26 protein-coding genes are annotated in these 24457 nt (G+C 63.2%); 12 read left to right on the top strand and 14 right to left on the bottom strand.

Going from position 1 to position 24457, the window contains the following annotated elements:
• Positions 1-369: 369 nt before the first annotated feature.
• Together AC1D0N_RS19220 and AC1D0N_RS19215 are read right to left on the bottom strand one after the other, a co-directional pair.
• Positions 370-927: an HNH endonuclease gene (locus AC1D0N_RS19220; RefSeq protein ID WP_008874122.1), complete on the bottom strand. Its 558-nt coding sequence runs from the start codon at positions 925-927 to the stop codon at positions 370-372.
• Positions 928-1055: 128 nt separating this feature from the next.
• Entirely contained in the window at positions 1056-1697 is a 642-nt protein-coding gene (locus AC1D0N_RS19215; RefSeq protein WP_477246607.1) for a DNA-3-methyladenine glycosylase family protein, read from the bottom strand.
• Between the two features lie 74 nt (positions 1698-1771).
• On the opposite strand from AC1D0N_RS19215, the gene gluQRS reads away from it, so the two are divergent.
• Entirely contained in the window at positions 1772-2650 is an 879-nt protein-coding gene (gene gluQRS / locus AC1D0N_RS19210) for a tRNA glutamyl-Q(34) synthetase GluQRS (RefSeq protein ID WP_477246605.1), read from the top strand.
• A 213-nt stretch (positions 2651-2863) separates the two neighbouring features.
• Here gluQRS and AC1D0N_RS19205 read toward each other — a convergent pair whose 3' ends face one another.
• Positions 2864-3151 carry a hypothetical protein gene (locus AC1D0N_RS19205; RefSeq protein WP_477246603.1) on the bottom strand — a complete coding sequence of 96 codons (288 nt, stop codon included), beginning with the start codon at positions 3149-3151 and terminating at the stop codon, positions 2864-2866.
• Positions 3152-3347: 196 nt separating this feature from the next.
• Between AC1D0N_RS19205 and AC1D0N_RS19200 the strand changes: the two genes are divergently transcribed.
• Positions 3348-4244, top strand: a complete 897-nt coding sequence (locus AC1D0N_RS19200) for a DMT family transporter (RefSeq protein ID WP_477246601.1) — start codon at positions 3348-3350, stop codon at positions 4242-4244.
• Positions 4245-4420: 176 nt separating this feature from the next.
• Here AC1D0N_RS19200 and AC1D0N_RS19195 read toward each other — a convergent pair whose 3' ends face one another.
• On the bottom strand, positions 4421-5269 hold the full coding sequence (locus AC1D0N_RS19195; protein WP_477246599.1) for a YihY/virulence factor BrkB family protein: 849 nt from the start codon (positions 5267-5269) through the stop codon (positions 4421-4423).
• 60 nt (positions 5270-5329) lie between these two features.
• Between AC1D0N_RS19195 and AC1D0N_RS19190 the strand changes: the two genes are divergently transcribed.
• From AC1D0N_RS19190 to AC1D0N_RS19160, 7 genes are all read left to right on the top strand, one after another.
• Positions 5330-6196, top strand: a complete 867-nt coding sequence (locus AC1D0N_RS19190) for an SDR family oxidoreductase (RefSeq protein WP_477246597.1) — start codon at positions 5330-5332, stop codon at positions 6194-6196.
• Between the two features lie 24 nt (positions 6197-6220).
• A complete protein-coding gene (locus AC1D0N_RS19185) occupies positions 6221-6412 on the top strand; it encodes a twin transmembrane helix small protein (protein WP_477246596.1) in 192 nt (63 codons plus the stop codon).
• A 28-nt stretch (positions 6413-6440) separates the two neighbouring features.
• On the top strand, positions 6441-7022 hold the full coding sequence (locus tag AC1D0N_RS19180) for a cob(I)yrinic acid a,c-diamide adenosyltransferase (protein WP_477246594.1): 582 nt from the start codon (positions 6441-6443) through the stop codon (positions 7020-7022).
• A gap of 28 nt (positions 7023-7050) precedes the next feature.
• On the top strand, positions 7051-7854 hold the full coding sequence (locus tag AC1D0N_RS19175; protein ID WP_477246592.1) for a rhomboid family intramembrane serine protease: 804 nt from the start codon (positions 7051-7053) through the stop codon (positions 7852-7854).
• A gap of 172 nt (positions 7855-8026) precedes the next feature.
• Positions 8027-8776, top strand: coding sequence for an electron transfer flavoprotein subunit beta/FixA family protein (locus tag AC1D0N_RS19170; protein WP_477246590.1), 750 nt, complete (start codon positions 8027-8029; stop codon positions 8774-8776).
• A 24-nt stretch (positions 8777-8800) separates the two neighbouring features.
• Positions 8801-9730 carry an electron transfer flavoprotein subunit alpha/FixB family protein gene (locus AC1D0N_RS19165; RefSeq protein ID WP_477246588.1) on the top strand — a complete coding sequence of 310 codons (930 nt, stop codon included), beginning with the start codon at positions 8801-8803 and terminating at the stop codon, positions 9728-9730.
• A 116-nt stretch (positions 9731-9846) separates the two neighbouring features.
• The gene (locus AC1D0N_RS19160; protein ID WP_477246586.1) at positions 9847-10725 is read left to right on the top strand and encodes a 3-hydroxybutyryl-CoA dehydrogenase; all 879 of its coding nucleotides are present in this window, start codon (positions 9847-9849) and stop codon (positions 10723-10725) included.
• Between the two features lie 33 nt (positions 10726-10758).
• Here the strand turns inward: AC1D0N_RS19160 and AC1D0N_RS19155 are convergent, their stop codons facing one another.
• The 4 genes from AC1D0N_RS19155 to AC1D0N_RS19140 form a co-directional block, all read right to left on the bottom strand.
• Complete coding sequence (locus AC1D0N_RS19155; RefSeq protein ID WP_477246584.1) at positions 10759-11202, bottom strand: GGDEF domain-containing protein; 444 nt, start codon at positions 11200-11202, stop codon at positions 10759-10761.
• Positions 11130-12698, bottom strand: a complete 1569-nt coding sequence (locus tag AC1D0N_RS19150; protein WP_477246582.1) for a PAS domain S-box protein — start codon at positions 12696-12698, stop codon at positions 11130-11132. The genes AC1D0N_RS19155 and AC1D0N_RS19150 overlap by 73 nt, the downstream gene beginning before the upstream one ends.
• Positions 12699-12918: 220 nt before the next feature.
• Complete coding sequence (locus AC1D0N_RS19145) at positions 12919-13557, bottom strand: NrsF family protein (RefSeq protein WP_477246580.1); 639 nt, start codon at positions 13555-13557, stop codon at positions 12919-12921.
• A gap of 1 nt (position 13558) precedes the next feature.
• A complete protein-coding gene (locus AC1D0N_RS19140; RefSeq protein WP_477246578.1) occupies positions 13559-14095 on the bottom strand; it encodes a sigma-70 family RNA polymerase sigma factor in 537 nt (178 codons plus the stop codon).
• 206 nt (positions 14096-14301) lie between these two features.
• On the opposite strand from AC1D0N_RS19140, the gene AC1D0N_RS19135 reads away from it, so the two are divergent.
• From AC1D0N_RS19135 to AC1D0N_RS19125, 3 genes are all read left to right on the top strand, one after another.
• A complete protein-coding gene (locus AC1D0N_RS19135; protein WP_477246576.1) occupies positions 14302-15309 on the top strand; it encodes an iron ABC transporter substrate-binding protein in 1008 nt (335 codons plus the stop codon).
• A gap of 167 nt (positions 15310-15476) precedes the next feature.
• A complete protein-coding gene (locus AC1D0N_RS19130) occupies positions 15477-17063 on the top strand; it encodes an ABC transporter permease (protein ID WP_477246574.1) in 1587 nt (528 codons plus the stop codon).
• The gene (locus tag AC1D0N_RS19125) at positions 17060-18142 is read left to right on the top strand and encodes an ABC transporter ATP-binding protein (protein ID WP_477246572.1); all 1083 of its coding nucleotides are present in this window, start codon (positions 17060-17062) and stop codon (positions 18140-18142) included. The genes AC1D0N_RS19130 and AC1D0N_RS19125 overlap by 4 nt, the downstream gene beginning before the upstream one ends.
• 69 nt (positions 18143-18211) lie before the next feature.
• Here AC1D0N_RS19125 and AC1D0N_RS19120 read toward each other — a convergent pair whose 3' ends face one another.
• The 6 genes from AC1D0N_RS19120 to tlpA all read right to left on the bottom strand — a co-directional run bounded on the left by AC1D0N_RS19120 (position 18212) and on the right by tlpA (position 24434).
• On the bottom strand, positions 18212-19015 hold the full coding sequence (locus AC1D0N_RS19120) for a phosphodiesterase (RefSeq protein ID WP_477246571.1): 804 nt from the start codon (positions 19013-19015) through the stop codon (positions 18212-18214).
• Between the two features lie 44 nt (positions 19016-19059).
• Positions 19060-20160: a sn-glycerol-3-phosphate ABC transporter ATP-binding protein UgpC gene (gene ugpC, locus AC1D0N_RS19115; protein WP_477246569.1), complete on the bottom strand. Its 1101-nt coding sequence runs from the start codon at positions 20158-20160 to the stop codon at positions 19060-19062.
• Between the two features lie 19 nt (positions 20161-20179).
• Entirely contained in the window at positions 20180-21094 is a 915-nt protein-coding gene (locus AC1D0N_RS19110; RefSeq protein ID WP_477246567.1) for an ABC transporter permease subunit, read from the bottom strand.
• A 7-nt stretch (positions 21095-21101) separates the two neighbouring features.
• The gene (locus AC1D0N_RS19105) at positions 21102-21986 is read right to left on the bottom strand and encodes a carbohydrate ABC transporter permease (protein ID WP_477246565.1); all 885 of its coding nucleotides are present in this window, start codon (positions 21984-21986) and stop codon (positions 21102-21104) included.
• Between the two features lie 103 nt (positions 21987-22089).
• On the bottom strand, positions 22090-23442 hold the full coding sequence (locus AC1D0N_RS19100) for an extracellular solute-binding protein (protein ID WP_477246563.1): 1353 nt from the start codon (positions 23440-23442) through the stop codon (positions 22090-22092).
• 311 nt (positions 23443-23753) lie between these two features.
• Positions 23754-24434: a thiol:disulfide interchange protein TlpA gene (tlpA, locus tag AC1D0N_RS19095; RefSeq protein ID WP_477246562.1), complete on the bottom strand. Its 681-nt coding sequence runs from the start codon at positions 24432-24434 to the stop codon at positions 23754-23756.
• Positions 24435-24457: the final 23 nt, after the last annotated feature.

The raw sequence follows: 24457 nt of genomic DNA, 5'->3' as shown, positions 1-24457 counted from the left end.
AACCTGCCTTGTGCGTACGGTTGGAACCAAGCGACTGTTCGGTCGTGCGTGACGAAGGCGAAGATCCCAAGCTCTCCCGCGGCTGTAACCTCAGGTGGTACGGGCGACTTCACCAAGCCAAGGTCCGGGCGGCCGCCCGGACCTTGGCTCAACCGCTTCAATCCCACGAAATCTCTCTCGTGCAGATACAAGGTGGCGCTGCGAAGCCGAGACGGAGAGGGGGAAGCCGGTCCTCAAACGCGAAGCCGCTGATAAGTGAGCGCGGCCGAGCTGAGCCGATATCGGATTATCATGGTCTGGTAGGCGTGTGAGCACCGGAAGCGTAGAAAATCGCTTCAGGCGACCAGCCTCCCGAGCTCTCGAACGATCTCAAGGTTCGAGTTCGACATCCCAGTAGAGATAATCCATCCAGCTTTCATGCAGATGGTTGGGCGGGAACAGGCGGCCGTTATTGTGCAGATCATGCACCGTCGGCTGGTAGGGCTTCTGCAGCGGCCACATCTTGGCGTGCGCCGGCATCATGCCGCCTTTCCTCAGGTTGCAGGGCGAGCAGGCGGCAACGACATTCTCCCACGTCGTCGCACCGCCACGGTGGCGGGGAATGACGTGGTCGAAGGTCAGATCCTCGGGCGTGCCGCAATACTGGCACTGGAAACGGTCGCGCAGGAAGACGTTGAAGCGGGTGAAGGCCGGATGCCTGGACGGCTTCACATAGGCCTTCAGGCTGACGACGCTCGGCAGCTTCATCGAGAAGGTCGGCGACGACACGGCGTGCTCGTATTCGGCGACGATGTTGACCCGGTCGAGGAACACCGCCTTGATGGCGTCCTGCCACGACCAGAGCGACAGAGGGTAATAGCTGAGCGGACGGTAATCCGCATTCAGCACCAGCGCTGGAAGCCCATCCGGAGATACGGCAACCGTCACCTTGTTGACCTCCTAGTTCAAGAACCGATCGGCGCGGATACTGTAAGCCCGACATGACAGGGATGTGAAGCGGCATGTCGGCCACATGACCTGCCAAAAGCGCATGATTTTAATGCTTTTTTGCGGATTCAGGCGGGAGGCGCGGCGTCCCTGCCCTTCAGCTCACGATAATAGGCCCAGAAAAGTCGCGATGCGACACCGCGCCACGGGCTCCATGATTCGGCCAATGCGATCAGCGTTTTCTCCGGCGGACGCGGTTCGATGCCGAGCGCGTGACCGACCGCCGTTTGTAGCGCGACATCCCGCGCCGGGAAAACATCGGGGTGTCCGGCGGCAAACAGAAGATAGACTTCCGCCGTCCACGGACCGATGCCCGGCACTGCCGTCATCGCCGCGATCGCCTCGCCGGCGTCGAGTCGGCAGAGGTGATTGAGGTCGAGGCCGTCGGCGACGGCCTGGGCAATGGCGATCAGGCCGCGCTGCTTCGGCCGCGACAGCCCGGCCTCGCGAAACATCGCCTCATCGGCGGCGAGGATGGCTTGCGGCGTCAGCGGATCGACCAGTTTCGTCAGCCGGCCGAAAATGGCATCGGCGCTGGCGCGGGAGACCTGCTGCGAGACGATGATCGAGGCGAGGCTTCTGAACCCCGGCTCCGAGAGCCGCAGCGGCACCTCGCCGGCCATGCCGCGCACCTTTTCCAGGCGCGGATCGATGCGGCAAAGCGCGTCCAGGCCTCGCGCGACGTCGTCGAGGTTGGCGATGCGTTGCATGTTTGCTTGTTCCTGCACTGAGCCCAGCGTAGCAATTGGCGAAACTGCTGCACAATCCGATTGCTGCCCGAGAGATGACACTCCTGACATTCCGCTTCGCGCCAAGCCCGAATGGCGAACTGCATCTCGGCCACGCCTATTCGGCGCTGCTCAACCAGAAACTGGCAGCGGCGGCGGGCGGACGCCTGTTGCTGCGCATCGAGGACATCGACACGACGCGCTGCACACCGGAATTCGAAGCAGGCATCTTTCGCGACCTCAAATGGCTTGGGTTCGGCTGGGAAGAACCGGTGCGCCGTCAGTCCGATCATTTCGCGGAGTATGAGGCCGTGCTCGACCGGCTGATCCGCGAAGAGCTCGTCTACCCCGCCTTCATGAGCCGGGGCGACATCAGGGCCTTCATCGCCGACAGCGAAAGCCGCGGTCGCGACTGGCCGCGCGACCCCGACGGCGTGCCGCTCTACCCCGCCGCCGACAAGGCGTTGCCGATCAGGGAGCGCAAACGACGGATCGCCGAAAATGCGCCCTTCGCCTGGCGGCTGGACGTCGAGGCGGCGCTGGCGCGCCTCGGCAAGGGCCTGTTCTGGAGCGAATTTACCGACGAGACGCTTTCTTCAACCCGAACGGTGGAAGCCCGGCCTCGGGACTGGGGCGACGTGATCGTGGCGCGCCGCGAGATCCCGACCAGCTACCATCTCGCTGTCGTGACCGACGATGCACTGCAAGGCGTCACCCACGTCGTGCGCGGCCAGGACCTGTTTTCCGCCACCGGCGTGCAGCGCCTGCTGCAGGACATTCTGGGCCTGCCGCAGCCAAAATATTTTCACCATCGCCTCATCCTCGGACCGGACGGCCGAAAACTGTCGAAAAGCCTTGGCGATACCGGACTTGCCGCACAACGCCAGTCAGGTGCATCGGCGGACGATGTCAGGCGACTGGTCGGGCTTCTCTAGGTGCTTCGGCGTATTGAGATTGAGGTCAGGCCGAGCCGAGGACGATGGGTTCCGAGAACCGGAACGGAGCGTACTTTTGGGTACGTGAGTACCGGCCTACGCCGGCCGTAGCCTTAACCGCCACGCCACTCATGATTGCTTCGGCCGGCGAAGGCCGGAAGCGCAGGAAACCACCGTTCGCAGGCCGGCTTCACCTCAATATCAATACACCGATCACCAGCGGGCCAAACCGGCCTTGACCAGCGCCAGCACGCTGATGAAGGTGAAGGCGCCGCCCAGGCCCCAGGCGACCGCGAGCTTGAGATCTCTCAGGCTGATGCCATGTTCATTCGCGACCATGATCGCAAAGAAGAAGCCGAAGGTGAACAACAGCGTGTTGCCGCTGGAGCCGAACCCGTCTTCCTTCATGATGGCGTCGAGCGCCGCGCCGAAGAAGAAACCGAACACGGCGACGGACGCGACCGTCATCAGCAACCAGCTTGTGTCGAGATGCAACAGCATGCCTGCTCGCTCCTTGTCGAAGCCGAAACGCCATGTCTCCCGGGGATCAGTCGATAGTCCTGACACCACCGGTTAAATTCGAATGAGCTTATAAATCAATTGTTTCGTTTTGCTTGCCGGATCGAACCGCATTAGAGCAATCGCGGTAGTCGACTCTTTACCGAACATCTTCACCGAAACCGGGCGCCCCCTTAAAATGCACAGTCTCAAGCGGTTCATCCCCGCGTCCTTTGTCGTCCTGTGGGCAACCGGCTTCATCGGTGCGCGCTATGCCATGCCATGGGCCGAACCCTTCGCCTTCCTGGCGGTGCGTTTCGTCCTGGCAGCAATCCTGCTGGCTGGACTGATGGTGGTGCTTGGCTCGAAGAGAGCGACCCGCACGGAAGCGCTCCACGCCACCGTTGCCGGAATCCTGATGCATGGCATCTATCTCGGCGCCGTGTTCTGGGCGATCCACCGGGGCATGCCGGCCGGGCTTTCGGCGCTGATCGTCGGCTTGCAGCCGCTGATCACGGCGGTGCTCGCCGGCCGGTTTCTCGGCGAAGCCATCCTGCCACGCCATTGGGTCGGCCTTGCTGTCGGCCTGCTCGGGGTTATCATCGTGCTTTGGCCGAAGCTTGGCGCTCTCGGCGGCGGCGTGACGGCCGAAACGCTGATCGCCTCGATCGTCTCGGTGCTGGGCATGAGCGCCGGCACCGTTTGGCAGAAGCGCTTCGCCTCCGGCGGCGACCTTGTGGCGGCGACCATGTGGCAATATGTCGGCGGCGCCGCGCTGATGACGCTCGCCTCGCTGGCGTTCGAGACACGCACGGTCATCATCAACGGCGAACTGATCTTTGCCATGGCCTGGCTGGTGCTGGTGCTGTCGATCGGCGCCATCTTCCTTTTGATGGTGATGATCCGCGACGGCGAGATGTCGAAAGTCGCGTCGCTGTTCTATCTGGTGCCGGCCGTCACAGCGGTCATCGCCTGGGCGCTGTTCGGCGAGCAGCTCAACCTGTTGCAGCTTGTCGGCATGGCGATTGCAACGCTCGGCGTCGGGCTGGCCACGGCGCGGCCGACTAAGGGAAGAACTGAGGAATTGAAGAACTGAAGAATTGGAGAACTGGGGAACTGGGGAACTGGGGAACTGGAGAACTGGGGAACTGGAGAACTGGAGAACTGGAGAAGAAGCACACAGCGCCGGATGGTCGCTTTTTCCTCAATTCCTCAATTCCTCAATTCCCCAGTTCTTCAATCCCTCAGTTCCTCAATCCGTCCGGCATCGACTCATCCGACCCGTGCCCGCGCCTCCAGATAGCGGCTGATCGCGGCATTGAGCTCGCCGCCGAGGATGAAGATCGCCGAGACCATATAGAGGAAGACCACCGCGATCATGATCGAGGCGAGGCCAGCATAGGTCGTCACATAGGACGAGAAATGATCGAGATAGCTGGCGAAGACGGTCGAGCCGATCAGCCATGCCGCCAGCGTGAAGGTGATGCCCGGCACGATCGAGACGAGACGGCGCTTGCCGGCAGGCAGCCAGAAATGCACGGCAAACAGCCCGCCGACAATGACCGTCGAGGCGATGACGTAACGCCACAGCGTGATTGTGCCCATATAGGGCTTGATCCCTTCGATATGAGCTTCGGCGAGCCTCGCCAGCAGCGGCGCGAACACCAAAAGCACGCTGATCGCCAGGAAGCCTGCAGTGGCGATCAGCACGAAGATGATGCTCTGCACCCGGCGGTAGATGATGCCGCGCGTTTCCGAGACGCGATAGGCGCGGTTGAGCGAGGTGCGCAGCGCCTCGATGCCGTTCGACGCAAAGTAGGCGGCAAGCAGCACGCCATAGGTTAGAAGGTCGGTGCGCCTGACGGTCAGCACGTTGAGCACTTCGCGTGCGATCGGCTTGGCGATCTGTTCGGGCCAGGTGTCGAAGACAAGATGCACGGCCGTGTCCGAGAACGCCTGCGCGCCGAGAAAGCTCGCCAGCGTCGTGGCAAAGATCAGGAACGGGAACAGCGCCATCAGCGAGGTGATCGCCAGATGGCTGGCCATGGCCCAGCCGTCGTCGGTGTTGAAATGGCCTAGCGCGTCATAGAGCACGCGGCGCAGCACGACGATCTTCCGCATCAAGAGCCGCGTTCCCTTCGATTGTCTCGACGCCGCGAATATGGGAAGTGATTGTGGCAAATGGCAACCCTAGGTCAAACCACGATTTCTCCGGCGCAGGAGTTGCGCACCATCATCGTCACCGGCGCCTCTTCCGGGATAGGGGCGTATTGCGCCCGGACGCTCAAGGCGGAAGGCTGGCGGGTGTTCGCAACCGCGCGAAAACCTGAAGACATTGCTGCCCTCGAAACCGACGGCATCGAGGCGTTTTATCTCGACTACCGCGAGCCCAAATCCATCGAGGCGCTGGTGGCCTCGGTATTGGAGCGGACGGGCGGCCGGCTCGATGCGCTGTTCAACAACGGCGCCTATGCGCAACCCGGCGCCGTCGAAGACCTGCCGGTTGCAGCACTGCGAGAACAATTCGAGGCCAATTTTTTTGGCTGGCATGACCTGACTCGCCGCATCGTGCCGGTCATGCGGCACCAGGGCCATGGCCGCCTCGTCCACTGCTCATCGATCCTCGGGCTGACGCCGGTTCGCTTTCGCGGTGCCTATTCCGCATCCAAGCACGCACTCGAGGGGTTGATGCTGTGCATGCATCAGGAACTCCAAGGCAGCGGCATCCATGTCTCGCTGATCGAGCCAGGGCCGGTGACATCGAAGATCGCCAGCAATGCGCTGTTCTGGTTCCTCAGGAATATCGACCACGAGAACTCCGCCCACCGCCTCGACTACGAGGCACAGCTGGCACGGCTGCGGGCCGGCGGCAGCATCTCCAGCCTGAAGCCAGGGCCGGAGGTGGTTCATGCGGCCTTGCGCCATGCGCTTCTGTCGCGGCGCCCGCGCCCGCACTATGTGGTAACAGTGCCGGCTAAAATCGGCGTCATGCTCAAACGCCTTCTGCCGGCATCGGCGCTCTACCGCATGCTTGCCAAACGCGCCTGAACGCAATCAAACTGGAAACAGACCATGGCAACCGTCTTCAATGTCCTCGCCGTCCTCGTCATGGTCGCCGTGGTGATCGTGCTCATACGCGGTCTCATCAACATGATGCGCGGCGGCTCCGGCATGACCTCGAACAAGCTGATGCAGGCGCGCGTGTTGCTGCAGGCCGTGGCCTTGGCGCTGATCCTGCTGGCGGTGTATTTCACCCGCAAATGACGGCACCAGCCGATTCGGGAGGCAGAGCATGGTCAAGCTCAACAAGATCTACACCCGCACCGGCGACGACGGCACCACCGGTCTCGGCAGCGGTGAACGGCGGCTGAAATCCGATTTGCGCATCGATGCCTATGGCACCGTCGACGAAACCAATGCCTGCATCGGCATGGCCCGCGTCCACACGGCGACAACCCATCCGTCGATCGACGCGATGCTCGGCCGCATCCAGAATGACCTTTTCGACCTCGGCGCCGATCTCGCCGTACCCGACGACGGCAAGCCGCTCGGCTACGAGCCGCTGCGTATCGTCGCCTCGCAGACCGACCGCATCGAAAAAGACATCGACCTCCTCAACAAGGACCTGGAGCCGCTCAAATCCTTCGTGCTGAACGGCGGCACGCCCGCGGCCGCCGCCCTCCACCTTGCCCGCACGGTGGCGCGACGGGCCGAACGCATCATGGTGGCGCTGGCGCAGCACCCGCGCGAGCATGTCAACCGCGAGGGCATCAAATACATCAACCGCGTATCGGACTTTCTGTTTGTCGCCGCACGGGCGGTCAATGACAACGGAAATGCCGACGTGTTATGGATTCCCGGCAAGAACCGCTGAATTTGGCCGAAGCGGGAGGGGTCCCTGAATGTTCATCCCGCTCTACGACACCAACAGGCTGCGGCATATCAGGCTGCAATATGTGACGATCGGCCTGATCGCGCTCAACACGCTCATTTATCTCGTCACCGCGCTCGGTGGCGAGGATTTCAACAACGCCGCCGTGCTCGGCCTCGGTTTCATTCCGTCCGTCGTCCACGACAAGGCGGAACTGGCGCCGCAATTCGTCGTCATTCCCGAGAGCCTGAGCTACCTCACCTATGCCTTCTTGCACGCCGATATTTTCCACCTCGGCGGCAACATGCTGTTCCTGTGGGTGTTCGGCGACAATGTCGAGGATGCGCTCGGCCATATCCGTTACCTGATCTTCTACCTCCTGTGCGCCATCGCGGGAGCCGCTTTCCAGGGTCTTGTGGCGTGGGACTCGCAAGTGCCGCTGATCGGTGCCTCAGGCGCCATTGCCGGCGTGGTCGCCGCCTATCTGATCCTCTATCCCAGGGTGAAAGTATGGGTGCTGGCCTTCGCCCGCATTCCGCTGCGCATCCCGGCCTTCATCCCGCTCATCCTGTGGATCGGCTTCCAGGTGGTGATGTTCGCCGCCGGCGGCGAAAACCAGGTTTCCTGGGCCTGCCACATCGGCGGCATCATCGCCGGCGCGGTGTTGGTGCTGATCCTGCGCAGCCGCGGCGTGCCGCTGCTTGCCGGCGCCGATGGGGAGCCCGAAGCCACGCCGACCGCCGGACAGGCGCCTACACCAGCTGAGCCAGCCGCTCCACTTCCGGCGCAGCCCGCGCCGCAATGGGGTCGCGGAGCCACTCCAAGTCAGGACTGAACCGATTTGAGTGCGTCACGGATATTGACGCGCCGGGTAGTCGCAACTACGGAAGCGCCACTGCTAGGCGTTTGAAGAGCAGAATTCCGTGTGGAATGTCGGCTTTCGACAACTCAGAAGAGGCACGCGCTGCTATAGCGCGCCCAACTATTCTTGAAAGAGGTGACAGGAAATGAAGATCCTTGTGCCCGTGAAGCGGGTTGTGGATGCGAACGTCAAGGTGCGCGTCAAGGCGGACGGTTCGGCGGTTGAGCTTGCCAATGTGAAAATGGCGATGAACCCGTTCGACGAAATCGCGGTCGAGGAGGCGATCCGGCTGAAGGAGGCCGGCAAGGCGGACGAGATCATCGTCGTCTCGATCGGACCACAGCAGGCGCAGGAAACCTTGCGCACCGCGCTCGCCATGGGCGCCGACCGCGCCATCCTGGTCAAAACCGATGAGCAGACCGAGCCGCTCGGCGTCGCCAAGGTGCTGAAGGGCGTCGTCGACGCCGAACAGCCCGGCCTCGTCATCCTCGGCAAACAGGCGATCGACGACGATTCCAACCAGACCGGCCAGATGCTGGCGGCACTGCTGGGTTGGGCGCAGGGCACCTTCGCTTCCAAGGTCGTCATCGACGGCGACAAGGCCAAGGTGACGCGCGAAGTCGACGGCGGCCTGCAGACGGTGGAATTGAAGATGCCGGCGATCGTGACCGCCGACCTTCGCCTCAACCAGCCGCGCTATGCCTCCTTGCCCAACATCATGAAGGCCAAGAAGAAGCAGCTCGACGAGAAGACCCCGGCCGACTACGGCGCCGACGTCAAGCCGCGCCTGAAAGTGATCAAGACCGAGGAGCCGAGCGGCCGCAAGGCAGGCGTCAAGGTCAAGAGCGTCGCCGAACTGGTCGACAAGCTGAAGAACGAAGCCGGCGTGCTGTAAGCGATCGGAAAAGGAGACAAGAACATGGCTATTCTTCTGATTGCCGAACACGACAACGCAACCCTTTCCGACCAGACCGCCAAGGCGCTCTCTGCAGCCCTGCAGATCGGTTCGGACGTGCATGTGTTGGTTGCAGGCAAGGGCGCCAAGCCGGCGGCGGACGCCGCCGCCAAACTCAAGGGCGTCACCAAGGTGCTGCTGGCCGATGCCGACGAACTGACCGAGCGTCTCGCCGAACCGCTGGCGGCGCTGATCGTCTCACTGGCCGGAGCTTATGACACCATCATCGCCCCGGCGACCTCGTCGGGCAAGAATGTCGCGCCGCGCGTGGCAGCCCTGCTCGATGTCGCGCAGGTGTCCGAAATCATCGAGATCGTGTCGCCCGACACCTTCAAGCGGCCGATCTATGCCGGCAATGCCATCCAGACGGTGCAGTCGACCGACGCCAAGAAGGTGATCACGGTGCGCACCGCCTCCTTCCAGGCGGCGCCCGAGGGTGGCTCGGCCGCGGTCGAGACCATCAACGCGGCGGCCAATCCCGGCCTGTCCTCCTTCGTCGAGAACAAGCTCTCCGACACCGACCGTCCGGAGCTGACCTCGGCCAAGATCATCATCTCGGGTGGCCGCGCCCTGGGTTCGGCGGAAAAGTTCCAGGAGGTCATCCTGCCGGTCGCCGACAAGCTCGGTGCCGCCGTCGGCGCCTCGCGCGCCGCCGTCGATGCCGGCTATGCGCCCAACGACTGGCAGGTCGGCCAGACCGGCAAGGTGGTCGCCCCCGATCTCTACATCGCCGTCGGCATCTCCGGCGCCATCCAGCACCTTGCCGGCATGAAGGATTCCAAGGTCATCGTCGCCATAAACAAGGACGAGGAGGCGCCGATCTTCCAGGTTGCCGACTACGGCCTCGTCGGCGACCTTTTCGTCATTCTGCCGGAACTGCAAAAGGCTCTTTGACGCTTTCTGGCAAAGCGTATTAAATTGTGAGGGGCGGGGTAGACGAAGTCGCCCCGCCCTTTTAGTTTGCACCGCACAAAAGCAGGCCGCAAAGGCCATATGACGGGATCGGTGTAATGGGCAAGATCGAGACGATCGGCATCATCGGCGCGGGCCAGATGGGCGGTGGCATCGCCCACGTTTCCGCGCTCTCGGGCTTCAAGGTGCTGATCTACGACATTTCACCCGACCGCATCGAAAAGGGCATCGCCACCATCAGCGGCAACATGGCGCGCCAGGTCGGCTCGGGCAAGCTCGACGAAAAGGTCCGCAACGACGCGATGGCGCGCATTTCGGCAGCGCCGGTGATGGCCGACCTTGCCGGTGCCGATCTGGTGATCGAGGCGGCGACCGAGGACGAGACGGTCAAGCGCAAGATCTACGCGCAGCTCTGCCCGCAGCTCAACCCGGAAGCCATCCTGGCGACCAACACCTCGTCGATCTCGATCACACGTCTCGCCGCCCAGACCGACCGTCCCGAGCGCTTCATCGGCATACATTTCATGAACCCCGTGCCGCTGATGAAGCTGGTCGAACTGGTGCGCGGCATCGCCACCGAGGACCAGACCTTCGAGGCGGCCAAGACCTATGTGAAGCAGCTCGACAAGACGATCACGGTCTCGGAGGATTTCCCGGCCTTCATCGTCAACCGCATCCTGCTGCCGATGATCAACGAGGCGATCTACACGCTTTACGAGGGTGTCGGCTCGGTCGACGCCATCGACACCGCCATGCGGCTTGGCGCCAACCATCCGATGGGACCGCTGCAGCTTGCCGATTTCATCGGCCTCGACACCTGCCTGTCGATCATGCAGGTGCTGCATGACGGCCTGTCGGATTCGAAATACCGCCCCTGCCCGCTGCTGGTGAAATATGTCGAGGCCGGCTGGCTCGGCCGCAAGACCGGGCGCGGTTTTTACGATTATCGCGGCGAGCACCCCGTCCCGACGCGCTGAACACCAAAAACAAGAAGATTGGCCGCGCGTCGCCTACGACGCCACCGCGAGCGGCGTCGGTGTCTCTGACTTGTCGCTCGTGCCGTTCTCCTCCGGCGCCATCGAAACACATCCACGGCCGGCAGCCTTGGCTGCATAGCAGGCGGCATCGGCCCGGGCGATGATCTCGTCGACTTCGCCATAGCCGGCGCGGATCGGGGCCAGCCCGATGCTGGCGCCTATCGAATGGTGCCGGCCGTCCCAGGCGAAACTCAGACCGCGGATCGCATCGATGATGGATCGCGCGGCAATCTTGGCGCTGATCGCCGAACCCGACTTCAGGATCACCGCGAATTCGTCGCCACCCAGGCGGGCAACAATGTCTTCGGGACCAAGAGCACCGCGGATGGCGTCGGCAACCCGCTTCAGCAAGGCATCACCGGCGGCGTGACCGCCGGTGTCGTTGACCAGCTTGAAATGGTCGAGGTCGATGAACATGAACTGGTGCTCGCCGCCCCCTCCGACCGACTTGTCGAGTCGGCCGTGTCGGCTTTGCGGCTCTGATCGACCAGCTCCTCCATGGTGCGGATGAAACTCGAACGGTTGGCAAGGCCGGTGAGCGCGTCATGGGCCGCAGCGTAGGCGAGCTGCCGCTGCAGGGCGCGCGCATCGGTAAAGTCCTGAAAGACGATGACCAGCCCGCAGAACTCGTCGCGCTCATTCATGATCGGCGACACGACCTGACGGATGCTGCAGCGCGTGTCGTCGCGGCGGATGAGGACGGCGCGGCTGTTCTGGTCCGCGGGGCCGGGGCTGTTGATCGCGGGCCGCGCCACACCGATCCTTTGCCCGGTTTCCTCGTCGACCGCCCAGTAGACATGGCCAAGCGTCTTGCCGAGCGCTTCGCGGCCTTCAACGCCGGTCAGCTTCTCGGCAATCGGGTTCATGAAGGTGACGCGGTTTGCGGCATCGGTGCAGATGACGGCATCGCCGATCGATTGCAGCGTTACCCGAAGCCGCTCCTTTTCATCGGCCAGCATCGCCGCCGAGACGATGAGGCGCTCTTCGGCCTGCTTGCGCTGGGTGATGTCGGTCAGGCTGCCGATGGCCCGGATCAGGCGCCCTTCGCTGTCGCGCTCCAGCGCCTTGCCGCGATCGAGGATCCAGATCCAGTGGCCATCCTTGTGGCGCATCCTGAATTCGGCTTCGAAGTACTGCGTCTTGCCGTCCAGATGAGCGCGATCGGCCTCGGCGACGGTTTCGCGGTCGTCCGGATGGATCATTGTCAGCCAGAGATCGGGGTCGCCATCCAGCTCACCGTCCGCGTAACCCAGCATGTTCACCCAGGTGGAGGAATAGGTCGTGCCACCTTTGCGCATGTCGAGGTCCCAGACGCCTTGGCCGGCGCTGGCCAGTGCGAAATTCCAGCGCGTCTCGGCCTCGGCTATGCGCGCCTCCGACTGCTTGCGGGCGTCGATGTCCTCGATCTGGGAGACGAGATAGAGCGGCCGGCCAGTGCGCTCGTCGCGGATGACGGAGCCGGCGAGGTGGGCCCACACCGGCGTTCCGTCCTTCCTGAGGTAGCGCTTTTCGAAGTGATAGGAATCGACCTTGCCCTCTCTCATTTTCTCCATCGTTTCCTTGCCGATCTGCAGATCGTCAGGATGCGTGATCTGGAAGAAGGTCAGCGCCTCTATCTCCTCGCGGGTATAGCCGAGCATGGCGGCAAAGGCGGGATTGGTCTGCACAATGCGCCCATCGAGGCCGACGATGACAACGCCGATCGCCGAATCTTCCATGGCGCGGCGGAAGCGCTGCTCGCTCTCGGCGATCTGCCGGTGATCGTCCCTGATCCGACGGATGAACAGGGCCAGCAGGAAAATCGCGCCCGCGGCTATGGCGACCGCTATCTGCAGGCAGAGCCTCAAGGCTTCGGCGCCGACGTTCAGCCGCGACAACAGGATCGATGCCGCCGTCGCGAAAAAAATGACCACCAGAAACGCCAGAACTGCGTGCCGGTCAGGTCTCAAGCCCTTCAATTCCTGCCATGTCACGATGTGTGCGATCCCCATGCATAATCGCATGTCCCCGCAGAAACCCTGAATGATCGATTTTAAGGAAAGGTTGCGCCGTCGGTACCACCGATATGGTTTGCCCGCAAACAATTGCCGGCATGATTAAGGATCGGTGTCCATTGGCTCTGATCGCGGCCTCTTACCAGCGCACGAAGAGCCGCCCGCCGAGCCCGCCGAGCGCAGCAAGGATGACGATCGCGATCGTGTACCAGGTGGCGACGAAAAGCGGCGAATCGTCGAAGCAATGCGCGGCATAGAAGGTTGCCGACAGCCCACCGGCAAGCAGGCCGGCGGCCACGCCGGCAAGCACCGGTCGCGTCGGCGCGCCATAGCGCAGCATCCAGAGGAAGATGGCGAGCGGACCGATGCCGATCAGCGGGATGAGCGCCATGCAGATCATCATGTTGGAGCCGACCAGCCGCGTGCCCCATTCGGCCTGCGGCACCGCGAAAAGCTCGAGAACGACGGCCACGACCAACAGCACCGGCGCGGCGACCATCCAGGCAGCCGCCCGACCAGTCGAGGCACCGGGCGTCGAGAGTCTGCGGATGAAGACAAAGGCGCTGATGGCAAGCGTGATGGTGAAGGCGAATTTGGCGAGGAAGCGCATCGAATGCATGGCCGTCGCGATATCGTGACGCGGGCCGATGGTCAGCCAGAAAACCACTGCCGCGATCACCACCGCCGCACCGGCAGCCACCCGCCAGGCCGAGCGCAACGGCATCGCCTTGCTGCTTGCATCGGCGTCGAGCGCCTTGATGAGATCGTCCGTCCTCATGTCATTCCCGCCCAAACCGTCTTGCTATCGCGGCAAGCCCGCGATGCAGCGACACACGCACCGCCGTCTCGGTGATGCCGAATTTCGCCGCCGTCTCGCCGATGGAACGGCCTTCGACCGATACAGCCGAGACCACCGAGCGTTGCGCCGGCGGCAGGCCGTCGAGCGCCCGGTTGATATCGCGCTCGCTGACGGTCTCGGCTTCCGGCTCGGCAAAGGTCTCGGCGATGTCGTCGATCTCGATCTCGATGCGCCGCCCGCGCCGCCGAAAAGCATCGATCAGCTTGAAACGCGCTATGGCATAGACCCACGGCAGGACCGGCGCATCATCACGCCAAGTATGTCGTTTCACATGAATGGCCAGCAAGGTTTCCTGCACGACATCCTCGGGGTCCACTCCGCCCTGTACGATCTTGCGCCGGGCAAAGCCGCGAACGACAGCAGCGATGCGGTGCAGAAAGTCGGCGTAAGCCCTTTCGTCTCCCGCAATCGCGGCCCGCAGCAGCCGGGAGAGTTCGGCTTCGTCCTTGCCGGTCACAAGAGTTCACTCCCCGATGTTCGCGCCTCGGCGCAGGTTTGTTACGTGGCCGGCGAAATAATGTCCAAGCCAAAGTGCTGGGAAATCACGAAAGTTTGCGCCCTGGCGACCGATTGAAGCAGCCCATCAATGTTGACTATGATAATCATGTATTGATAGGTGCAGCCGTGCCAAGCCAAAGACCATCGAGATCGAGGACGATGCCCATGAAACATGCTCTTTCCACCCTTGCCGGCGCCACCGCGCTGGCAATCAGCCTGATCGCTGGTCCGGCGGTGGCGCAGGAAGACGGCATCGTCGTCTACAACGCCCAGCACGAGAACCTGACCAAGGCGTGGGCGGAAGGCTTCACCAAGGAAACCGGCATCAAGGTCACCGTCCGCAATGGCGGCGACAGCGATTTCTCCAACCAGATCGTCGCCGAAGGCGCCTCTTCGCCGGCAGACGTGTTCCTGACCGAAAACTCGCCGGCCATGGTGCTGGTCGAGACGTCAGGCCTGTTTGCGCCGGTCGACGCCGACACGCTGGCGCAGGTTCCCCAGGATTTCCAGCCGGCCAGCGGCAAATGGGTCGGTGTCGCCGCGCGCAGCACCGTCTTTGCCTACAACAAGACCAAACTGACCGCCGACCAATTGCCCAAATCGATGCTCGATCTCGCCGATCCCACCTGGAAGGGCCGCTGGGCCGCTTCGCCCTCCGGCGCCGATTTCCAGGCGATCGTCAGCGCTTTGCTGCAGCTCAAGGGCGAGGCCGCCACGGCCGACTGGCTGAAGGCGATGAAGGCGAACTTCACCGCCTACAAGGGCAACAGCACTGTGATGAAGGCGGTCAATGCCGGCGAGATCGAAGGCGGCGTGATCTATCACTATTACTATTTCGGCGATCAGGCCAAGACTGGCGAGAACAGCAAGAACGTCGCGCTGCACTATTTCAAGAACCAGGATCCGGGCGCTTTCGTCTCGATTTCCGGCGGCGGCGTGCTGGCCTCGAGCAAGCATCAGAAGGAAGCCCAGGCCTTCCTGAAATGGGTGACCGGCAAGGGTGGCCAGGAGGTGCTGAAGACCGGCAATTCCTTCGAATACGCCGTCGGCAAGGGTGCGGAGTCCAATCCTAAGCTGGTGCCGCTGGCCGACCTGCAGGCGCCGAAGGTCGATCCGACGACGCTGAACTCGAAGAAGGTGACCGATCTGATGACGGCAGCCGGCTTGCTTTAGTCCGCTTTCGTCCTAAAAGGGCAACGACTGCGCTCCTGCGGCAATCCGCAGGAGCGCTCTGTTTTCGAGATGGCATTGGTCCATGACGACACGCTGCGTTCCCGGCCGCACTTGCGGTCCCTCAGTCGCTCCCGCCAGCGGGCGGCGGCGGCACGGCGTCTGAGCTGATGCAGCCTGCAATCGATCTTGCACGTTCAGGCTTGCCGACCACCAAGGCGGCCGGACGATCGACGCGGCGACAGCCTATGTCCTGGATAGTGCTCGTGGCCATTCTTATCTCGCTGTTCTCCCTGCTGCCGCTTGCCTTCATCATCTGGATCGCGGTGCAGACCGGCTGGGAAACGGTAGCCGCGCTGGTCTTCCGGCCGCGCGTCGGCGAACTTCTGGTCAACACCGTGCTGCTGGTGGCATTGGCCGTGCCGATCGCCATCGTGCTGTCGGTGGCGCTGGCCTGGCTGACCGAACGCAGCGACCTGCCGGGTGCCCGCCTGTGGGCCTGGCTGGCGGTGGCGCCGCTCGCCATCCCTGCCTTCGTGCACAGCTACGCCTGGATCACCATGGTACCGGGATTGCACGGCCTGTGGGCCGGTGTCCTGGTTTCCGTCATCGCCTATTTCCCGTTCCTTTATCTGCCGGTGGCGGCAGCGCTGCGGCGTCTCGATCCCGCTCTCGAGGACGCCGCGGCAGCGCTCGGTCTCGGCCCGTGGCGCGTGTTCGCCCGGGTCGTGCTGCCGCAGCTCAGGCTTGCGCTCTGTGGCGGTTCGCTCCTGGTCGGCCTGCATCTGCTGGCCGAATACGGCCTCTACGTCTTCATCCGCTTCGACACCTTCACCACGGCGATCGTCGACCAGTTCCAGTCGACCTTCAACGGCCCCGCCGCCAACATGCTGGCCGGCGTTCTGGTGACATGCTGCTTCGTGCTGCTCGGCCTGGAGGTGCTGGTGCGCGGCGAGGAGCGCTATGCCCGCGTCGGCTCGGGCGCCGCGCGCCACCAGCAACGCACCAACCTCGGCAGCTACACCATCCCTTGCCTGGCGCTGCCGGCCATCACCTCGCTGCTGGCGATCGGCGTGCCTTTCGTCACCATCGGCCGTTGGCTTGCGGCGGGCGGCGCTGAGGTCTGGCGGCTGGACGAGATCGGCCTGGCGCTCGGCCAGACGTTGTTCCTGGCGCTCGCCGGGGCGCTGCTCGCAACGATAGCCGCCATGCCGATGGCGTGGATCTCGATCCGCGCGCCGGGACGGCTGCAGCGCCTTCTGGAAGGCTGCAACTACATCGTCGGCTCGCTGCCCGGCGTCGTCGTGGCGCTGGCGCTGGTCACCATCACCGTGCGCATCGCCATGCCGCTCTATCAGTCCCTGTTCACCATCCTTGTCGCCTATGCCCTGATGTTCCTGCCGCGTGCCCTGGTCAGCCTGCGGGCGTCGATCGCACAGGCGCCGATCGAGCTCGAACGCGCCGCCTCCAGTCTCGGCCGCTCGCCACTCAAGGCGCTGTGGTCGACGACGGTCCGGCTGTCGGCGCCGGGGGCGGCGGCCGGCATGGCGCTGGTCGCGCTCGGCATCATGAACGAATTGACCGCCACCCAGATGTTGGCGCCCAACGGCACCCGCACGCTGGCAATGGCGTTCTGGTCCTACAGCGGCGAGATCGACTATGCCTCGGCAGCGCCCTATGCCTTCGTCATGGTGGCGATGTCGCTGCCGCTGACCTGGCTGCTCTATGTCCAGTCGAAACGGATGGCCGGGCGATGAGCTTTCTCGAACTCGAAGGCGTGCACAAGCACTATGGCCCGGTGGCCGCTCTCGCCGGCGTCGACCTCAGCGTGGTCAGTGGCAGCCGCACGGCGATCGTCGGCCCCTCGGGCTGCGGCAAGACCACCCTGTTGCGGCTGATCGCCGGCTTTGAAGCGCCGGACCGGGGCCGCATCGTGCTCGATGGCCAGCTGTTGGCCAATGGCGGCACGGCCGTACCGGCGCATCGCCGCGGCATCGGTGTGGTGGCGCAGGACGGCGCCCTGTTTCCGCATCTGACCATTGCCGACAATATCGGCTTCGGCATGGACCGCCATGCGGACAAGCGCAGCGAGCGCATTGTCGAGCTCGCCTACATCGTCGGGCTCGACAAGGCGATCCTGAAACGCCGACCGCACGAGCTCTCCGGTGGCCAGCAGCAGCGCGTGGCGCTGGCCCGCGCCATGGCCATGAAGCCGCGGCTGATGCTGCTCGACGAGCCGTTCTCGGCATTGGATACCGGGTTGCGCGCGTCGATGCGCAAGGCGGTGGCCGAACTGCTGGAGACGGCCGGCATCACCACCATCCTGGTGACGCACGACCAGGCCGAGGCGCTGTCCTTCGCCAGCCAGGTGGCGGTGATGCGCGATGGCAAGTTCTCGCAGGTCGGCACACCGCGCGAGCTTTACCTCAAGCCGAAAGACCGGATGATCGCCGAATTCCTCGGCGAGGCCATCGTCCTGCCGGCAAAGATCGCCGATGGCTTCGCCAACTCGCCGCTTGGCCGCATCGCCGTCGACACCACCGAGCGGCGCGACCTTGCCCGCATCATGCTGCGGCCGGAGCAGATATCGGTGAAAAGGACGTCACGCGAAGGCATGTCGGGCACGCCGGACATGCTGTTCGGCGAGGTGACGGACTCCGAATTCGCCGGCTCGATGTGCACCATCGCGGTGCGGTTGCTCAACAGTGCCGATCCGCCGGATGCCGCCGCGATCGGCAACACGCCGTTGATCCTGCGCAAGCCCGGCATGGACGCGCCTTCCGTCGGCGAGATCGTTCGCCTGACCGTGACCGGAAAAGCGCACGTGTTTGTCTAGAGCATGATCCCGAAAAGTGGGAACCGGTTTTCGGAAAAGATCATGCTTAAACAAGAAGATAGTCGGCGCTTAGGAAACCCTTTCGCCAGTCGCCGGTGACCAGAGCGGCCAATTTTCGAGGAAGTCGTTGTTGTGCACGACGAGCCGTCGGGCGACAGCATCGATGAGAACGATCCCGTAGGTCGGCGGCGCTTGCTCGACCACCTCCTCGCCGACCAGGTCGAGCATAAAGCGGGCATGCAGGCCGCGATGCGCGGTGAACGGGATGCCGGCGACCGTGCCGGCAATGTCGCGATGGACGTGGCCGAAGAAGATATGGCCGACATTGCCGTGGCGCGTCAAAAGGTCGAGGAAGCGCTGCTTCTGTTCAAGTCCGAGCGGGTCGAGCAGCGGCAGGCCGAGCTCGACCGGCGGATGATGCAGGAAGATGTAGGCCTGCCGCCCCGCCGCCTCGCCGAGCCGAGCGTCGAGCCAGGCAAGCCTGATGTCGCAGAGTTCGCCGGTGACGCGTCCTTCAGCCAGGCTGTCGAGGAACAGCAATGGTCCTTCCGCGCTATCGTAGACTGACTGCACGAAACCGTTGTCGTCGAGCGGCTGTTCGGGAAAGGCGGCGACAAGGTTGGCCCGCGTGTCATGGTTCCCCGGCAGCAGCCGGTACGGCACTGAAAGCGCCTGCAGGGCCGCCTTGAGATCGGCGTAGGCGCCGGGCTCGCCGGCGTCGGTCAGATCGCCGGTGAAGACGCAAAGCGCGGCATCGGCATGACGCGCATTGATGTGCGCAATGCACCGGTCAAGCCGCTGGTGCAGATCGACGCCGAAGTGAAGCTCGCCGCGTCGGCCAAGATGAAGATCCGAGACCTGGATGATTTTCATTCGACAACCCGTTCATGGCTTCAGAAGGAGATTGCGCTGTCCATTCAAAGTGCCGGAACCGGTGTCGGCGCTCTGATGTCATCGAGACGTTTGCCCGTCTGCGACGAGAAGAGATGCATGTCGGCCTGTGAGAACAGCACGCCGACGGCGGTGCCTGGCTGCGGGTGGACGGCCTCGGAGGTGACCACGGAAAACGGCGCGCCGTCGAGATCGACATAAATGACCCGGCCGGCGCCCAGTTCCTCGACGAGGTCGACGTTTGCATCGAGCGCGCCCGGCGAGCCGGGCGCGACCAGGCGAACGGCTTCCGGACGGATGCCAACCGCGACCTCGGTGCCGACCTGCAGGCCCGCGCGGGAAACGTTGAGCTTGCGGCTGCCGCCAAGCAGCGACAGCCCGTCCAGCGTAACCACGCCCTCGAGGATGTTCATCGCCGGCGCGCCGACAAAGGTGGCCACGAAACGGCTCGCCGGACGTTTGTAGATTTCGCCCGGCGTGCCGACCTGCTCGACGCGGCCGCCATTCATCACCACCAGCCGGTCGGCGAGCGTCATCGCTTCGACCTGGTCATGGGTGACGAACACCGAGGTCGCATTGAGCCGGCGGTGCAGCTTGCGGATCTCCGAGCGCATCTGGACGCGCAGCTTGGCGTCGAGGTTGGACAGCGGTTCGTCGAACAGGAACACCTTCGGTTCGCGGATCATGGCGCGCCCCATCGCGACACGCTGCCTTTGACCGCCGGAAAGCGCCATCGGCTTGCGATCGAGCAACTGTTCGAGCTCCAGCGTGCGCGCCACCGCCTGGATGCGCTGTGTGCGTTCGGCGGCGGGAACACCGGCCACCTTGAGCGAATAGCCGATGTTCTGCGCCACGCTCATATGCGGGTAGAGCGCGTAGTTCTGGAACACCATGGCGCAGCCGCGCTCGCGCGGCTCGAGCTTGTTGACGACGGTACCGTCGATGGCGATCTCGCCGCCGGAAATCTCTTCCAGGCCGGCGATCATCCTGAGCAGCGTGGACTTGCCGCAGCCGGAAGGTCCGAGGATGACGACGAATTCGCCCGACGCGATGTCGAGATCGACGCCGTGCACGACCTGCGACTTGGCATAGCTTTTCGTGACGCCGCGAATGGTGATGGAGGCCATCAGCTATCTCCTTTTGAAGTCACTTTTCGGTGGCGATCAGGCCACGCACGAACCAGCGCTGCATGGCAACGACGACGATCAGCGGCGGCAGCATGACGATGAGCGTGCCGGCCATGGCGATGTTCCATTCCGGAATGCCGCCGACGTTCGGAATGAGCTGCTTGAGCTCGGTGACCGCCGTCGCGTGCGACTGGTCGGTGGTTATGAGCAGCGGCCACAGATACTGGTTCCACGCCCACAGGAACATGATCGTCCCGAGCGCCGCCATGTTGTTGCGCGACAGCGGCAGCAGGATGTCGATGAAGAAGCGCAACGGGCCGGCGCCATCCATGCGCGCGGCCTCGGTCAATTCGTCCGGCACGGTCAGAAAGAACTGCCGATAGAGGAAGGTACCGGTGGCGGTGGCGATCAGCGGCAGGATCAGGCCGGGATAGGAATTGAGCATCCCCAGGTTGAGCGCGACATGCACGCCCCAAACCTTCTCGATCAGCCACGATAGACCGGTCAGATCCATGATCGTCTGGTAGGGCTCGAGCACGTTGGCGACGACCGCGTAGGTCGGCACGATGCGCACTTCCAGCGGCAGCATCAGCGTTACGAAAATCAGCCAGAAAATGAGGGTGCGGCCGGGAAACCGAAAATAGACGATCGAGAAGGCGGTAAGCGCCGAGATGATCACTTTGCCGGCGGCGACGCCGGCCGCCATGATGAAGCTGTTGAGCAGCTTCGGCCCGAGGTCGGCCGTTATCCATGCCGTCTTGATGTTGACCCAGAAATCGCTGCCCGGCAGCAGCGACATCGGTACATCATTGACGTCTTTGAGGTTGTGCGACGCCGCGATGGCCACGATCGCGAACGGCGCCACGCAAAACACGAAGCCGACGAACAGGATCACATGGGTGAAGAAATTCAGGAACGGTGTGCGCTCTACCATCTAGACATCACCTGTAGTGCACGCGCCGCTCGATGAAGCGGAACTGGAAGATGGTGAGCACGACGATGAGCAGCATAAGGATGATGCTTTGTGCGGCGGCCCCTGAATAATCGAGGCCTTTGAAGCCGTCGGAATAGATCTTGTAGACCATCAGATTGGTGGCGTTCGCCGGTCCGCCCGATGTCATGATGTCGACGATGCCGAAGGAATCCTGAAAGCTCTCGGTGATGTTGATGACCAGCAGGAAGAAGATCGTCGGCGTGATCAGCGGAAACTGGATATCCCAGAACCGCCTGACGACACCGGCGCCATCCATGGCCGACGCCTCGATCAAGGAGCGCGGAATGGCCTGGAACGCGGCCAGGAAGAAGATGAAATTGTAGCCGACATATTTCCACGAGAAAGCGGCGATGATCGAGGCCATCGCGTCGGTGCCGTCGAGGCCTGGATCCCAGAATCCGGGCCACATCTTGTTGACGACGGCCATGAAGCCGGCTTCCGGCGCCAGGATGAAGCGGAAGGCGAGTGCCAGGGCCGGCGCTGCGATGCCGTAGGGCCAGATCAGCACGACGCGATAAAACCGTGAGCCGGCAAGCTGCCGGTCGGTCAGCGCGGCCAGAACCAGCGCGATGAACATGGCAAGCCCGGTGCTGATGCCGGCAAAGACCAGGCTGGCGCTGATCGAATTCCAGTAATCGGCGCTGGACAGGATCGCGCGGAAATTGTCCAGCCCGACCCAGATGTTGCCGCCGCCCCATGGCTGCTGCAGCGTCAGCGACCAATAGACCGCCTGGCCGGCCGGCCAGTAGAAGAAGGTGAAGATCAAAAGCAGCTGCGGCACCGCAAACAGGATGCCAATGGTCCATCTGCTGAACGTAACGCGTTTTTCCATCGATCCGCCGACGTTGAACCGCCAGCCCGCCTTCAAGTGAAGAGACTAGATGTGAAACGGCCGCCCGTCGATTTTTCGGCGGGCGGCCTGGAACTGCCTGAAATCAGGGCAGCGTCTTGCCCGGATAGGTCTGCTGGAAGCGCTCGAGGATGGCGTCGCCATTCTTGACCAGCGTGTCGAGGCCTTCCTGGACGCCGACCTTGTTGGCGAAGATCGCCTGCATCTGCGTGCCGAACTCGGCGCGGATCTGGGTGAAATTGCCAAGCCGGATGCCGCGGGTGATTTCGGTCGGCTCCGAGGCGGTCAGGCTGGCGATCGCGGTTTCACGGCCCTTGTAGGGCGCCTTGTCGTAGAAACCCTGGGACTTCAGGTACTCGAAGCCCGACTTGGTCACCGGTATATAGCCGGTGTTGGTCGACCAGAACAAAGCGGTCTTGGGATCGTGGATGAAGTTGAGGAACGCAGCCGCGCCCTTGTATTCCGCATCCGACTTGCCGGAGAGAACCCACAGCGAGGCGCCGCCGACAAGCGAGTTCTTGCGCTCGGTACCGGCATAGACCGGCAGTTCGGCGACATCCCAGTTCATGCCTGCCTTCTGCGTCTTGCCGACCGTGCCGTGATCGCCGACCGAGGTCATGATCACCTGGCAGGTGCCGGACGCGAAGGCTTGGACCATATCCTGGCCAAGGTCCTTGGACTTGATCTTGATGAGGCCGGCATCATACCACTTTTTCAGATCGGTGACGTATTGCACGAACTTGGTCTTGTTGACTTCGAGGCGGGCGTCGAGGCCGTCATAGCCGTTGTTCTTGGTGGCGATCGGCTGGTTGTGGATGGCCGAGAACTGCTCCATCAGCTGCCAGCTTTCGTTGGCCGAGATGTTGATCGCCATCGGGCACTCATAGCCGGCGTCCTTCAGCGCCTGCAGGTCGGCGCCGACATCTTCCCAGGTCTTCGGCGCCTCGGTCTTGCCGATCTTGGTGAAGGCGTCCTTGTTCCAGTACATCAGCGGGGTCGAGGAATTGAACGGGAACGACAGCATCTCGCCCTTCGACGTGGCGTAGTAGCGCGCGATGCCGGGGAAATAGTCGGCATAATCGATCTTGTAGCCGTTCTCTTCCATCAGCTTGTCGGCAGGCTTGTAGGCGCCCGACAGCATCATGGTGGCGGTGCCGACATCATAGACCTGGACGATTGCCGGCTGCTTGCCGGCGCGGAAGGCGGCGATGGTGTTCTGCAGCGTGGCATCGTAGTTGCCCTGGCTGGTGCAGACGACTTCATAGTCGGATTGCGAGGCATTGAAGTTCTTGCACATCGTATCGACGACGCGCGCCAGATCGCCCGACAGGCCGAACCAGAAATCGAACTTGGTCGGCTCCGCGGCAGCGGGCAGCGCCATGGAAACGCTGATTGCGCCGGCGGCCACAGCCGCCAGGCTCTTTTTGATCATCGACATGAATCTCATTCCCTGTTGAGTGGTTCGTTTCAAGGATCGTCGCGCGGGTCCCTGACCGTCTCTTAGAGAATGTATGTGACAGTTCTGTTGTGCCCTTTTTGACCTGCGGACAGGCATTTTTCTCCTCCCGGGACGACGTGCGCCGCGGCGAAATGAGCCCGTTATTTCGGCGCCATTGGCTAGCTAGGGCACTGCGCGGCGGCGTAAAGGCCGGGGAGAAACGCTGCTCATATCGAGCTCTATTGGATGAATGAAATGCAGGGTATCGCAGCGGTCGCATGTCAGCCGAATGGCCGGCGGCGTCTCCGGCCTTAACTGCCAAGTGCCGCTTCGACCAGCCTCCTCGCATCCGGCCCCGACCATTCGGCCGGGCCGTTCATATGAGCGATCAGGCAGCCTTGCCCGTCGATCAGCATGGTGACCGGCAGGCCGAGTGCCAGGCCGCGCGTCTTGACGTCGTTGAACAGCCCCATCGTCGCATCGCGATAGTAGCCGAGCGCTTCGATGCCGATGTCTTTGAGGAATTTCTTCGGCTTGACGTCGTCGCCGGCATCGACATTGACCGCGATGACCTGGAAGGCGTCGCTGCCCTTTTCCTTCTGCAGCGCATCCAGCGCCGGCATCTCCGCGCGGCAAGGGGCGCACCACGTCGCCCACAGATTGAGCAGCACCGTCTTGCCGGCATGATCGGCGATCGTCATCGGCTTGCCGTCGGGATCGTTGAAGGCGAGGCTTTTCAGCGATTGCGGCGGATCGGCCGGCAAAAGCGCGGCGACCTGGCCGGTGGCCGCGGCCGCGACTTTCTTGGCGCGCTCGCTCTTGGCGGCGCACGCGACGTCGTCCTTGCTGTCGCCGGCACCGATCTGTGCCGGAGCGTTGTTGCCAGAACCGCTCTCGCTGACATATACCGCGACCGCGCCAGCCAGCACGCCCGCCACCAAGGCTGCGAGGATCAGGCGCGGGGCCGGGAAGAATCTATTGCCGTCTGCCATTTTCTAAGAACTGCTCCGGAGCA

Source organism: Mesorhizobium sp. P2_E10, assembly GCF_056404235.1.
This window is presented reverse-complemented; position numbering and strand designations above follow the sequence as displayed.

Excerpts from the sequence above, each read along its gene's own strand:
- AC1D0N_RS19215 (WP_477246607.1), bottom strand. The coding sequence starts at position 1,697 with ATGCAACGCATCGCCAACCTCGACGACGTCGCGCGAGGCCTGGACGCG.
- gluQRS (WP_477246605.1), top strand. The coding sequence starts at position 1,772 with ATGACACTCCTGACATTCCGCTTCGCGCCAAGCCCGAATGGCGAACTG.
- AC1D0N_RS19205 (WP_477246603.1), bottom strand. The coding sequence starts at position 3,151 with ATGCTGTTGCATCTCGACACAAGCTGGTTGCTGATGACGGTCGCGTCC.
- AC1D0N_RS19200 (WP_477246601.1), top strand. The coding sequence starts at position 3,348 with ATGCACAGTCTCAAGCGGTTCATCCCCGCGTCCTTTGTCGTCCTGTGG.
- AC1D0N_RS19195 (WP_477246599.1), bottom strand. The coding sequence starts at position 5,269 with ATGCGGAAGATCGTCGTGCTGCGCCGCGTGCTCTATGACGCGCTAGGC.
- AC1D0N_RS19190 (WP_477246597.1), top strand. The coding sequence starts at position 5,330 with ATGGCAACCCTAGGTCAAACCACGATTTCTCCGGCGCAGGAGTTGCGC.
- AC1D0N_RS19185 (WP_477246596.1), top strand. The coding sequence starts at position 6,221 with ATGGCAACCGTCTTCAATGTCCTCGCCGTCCTCGTCATGGTCGCCGTG.
- AC1D0N_RS19180 (WP_477246594.1), top strand. The coding sequence starts at position 6,441 with ATGGTCAAGCTCAACAAGATCTACACCCGCACCGGCGACGACGGCACC.
- AC1D0N_RS19175 (WP_477246592.1), top strand. The coding sequence starts at position 7,051 with ATGTTCATCCCGCTCTACGACACCAACAGGCTGCGGCATATCAGGCTG.
- AC1D0N_RS19170 (WP_477246590.1), top strand. The coding sequence starts at position 8,027 with ATGAAGATCCTTGTGCCCGTGAAGCGGGTTGTGGATGCGAACGTCAAG.
- AC1D0N_RS19165 (WP_477246588.1), top strand. The coding sequence starts at position 8,801 with ATGGCTATTCTTCTGATTGCCGAACACGACAACGCAACCCTTTCCGAC.
- AC1D0N_RS19160 (WP_477246586.1), top strand. The coding sequence starts at position 9,847 with ATGGGCAAGATCGAGACGATCGGCATCATCGGCGCGGGCCAGATGGGC.
- AC1D0N_RS19155 (WP_477246584.1), bottom strand. The coding sequence starts at position 11,202 with ATGTTCATCGACCTCGACCATTTCAAGCTGGTCAACGACACCGGCGGT.
- AC1D0N_RS19145 (WP_477246580.1), bottom strand. The coding sequence starts at position 13,557 with ATGAGGACGGACGATCTCATCAAGGCGCTCGACGCCGATGCAAGCAGC.
- AC1D0N_RS19135 (WP_477246576.1), top strand. The coding sequence starts at position 14,302 with ATGAAACATGCTCTTTCCACCCTTGCCGGCGCCACCGCGCTGGCAATC.
- AC1D0N_RS19130 (WP_477246574.1), top strand. The coding sequence starts at position 15,477 with ATGCAGCCTGCAATCGATCTTGCACGTTCAGGCTTGCCGACCACCAAG.
- AC1D0N_RS19125 (WP_477246572.1), top strand. The coding sequence starts at position 17,060 with ATGAGCTTTCTCGAACTCGAAGGCGTGCACAAGCACTATGGCCCGGTG.
- AC1D0N_RS19120 (WP_477246571.1), bottom strand. The coding sequence starts at position 19,015 with ATGAAAATCATCCAGGTCTCGGATCTTCATCTTGGCCGACGCGGCGAG.
- ugpC (WP_477246569.1), bottom strand. The coding sequence starts at position 20,160 with ATGGCCTCCATCACCATTCGCGGCGTCACGAAAAGCTATGCCAAGTCG.
- AC1D0N_RS19110 (WP_477246567.1), bottom strand. The coding sequence starts at position 21,094 with ATGGTAGAGCGCACACCGTTCCTGAATTTCTTCACCCATGTGATCCTG.
- AC1D0N_RS19105 (WP_477246565.1), bottom strand. The coding sequence starts at position 21,986 with ATGGAAAAACGCGTTACGTTCAGCAGATGGACCATTGGCATCCTGTTT.
- AC1D0N_RS19100 (WP_477246563.1), bottom strand. The coding sequence starts at position 23,442 with ATGTCGATGATCAAAAAGAGCCTGGCGGCTGTGGCCGCCGGCGCAATC.
- tlpA (WP_477246562.1), bottom strand. The coding sequence starts at position 24,434 with ATGGCAGACGGCAATAGATTCTTCCCGGCCCCGCGCCTGATCCTCGCA.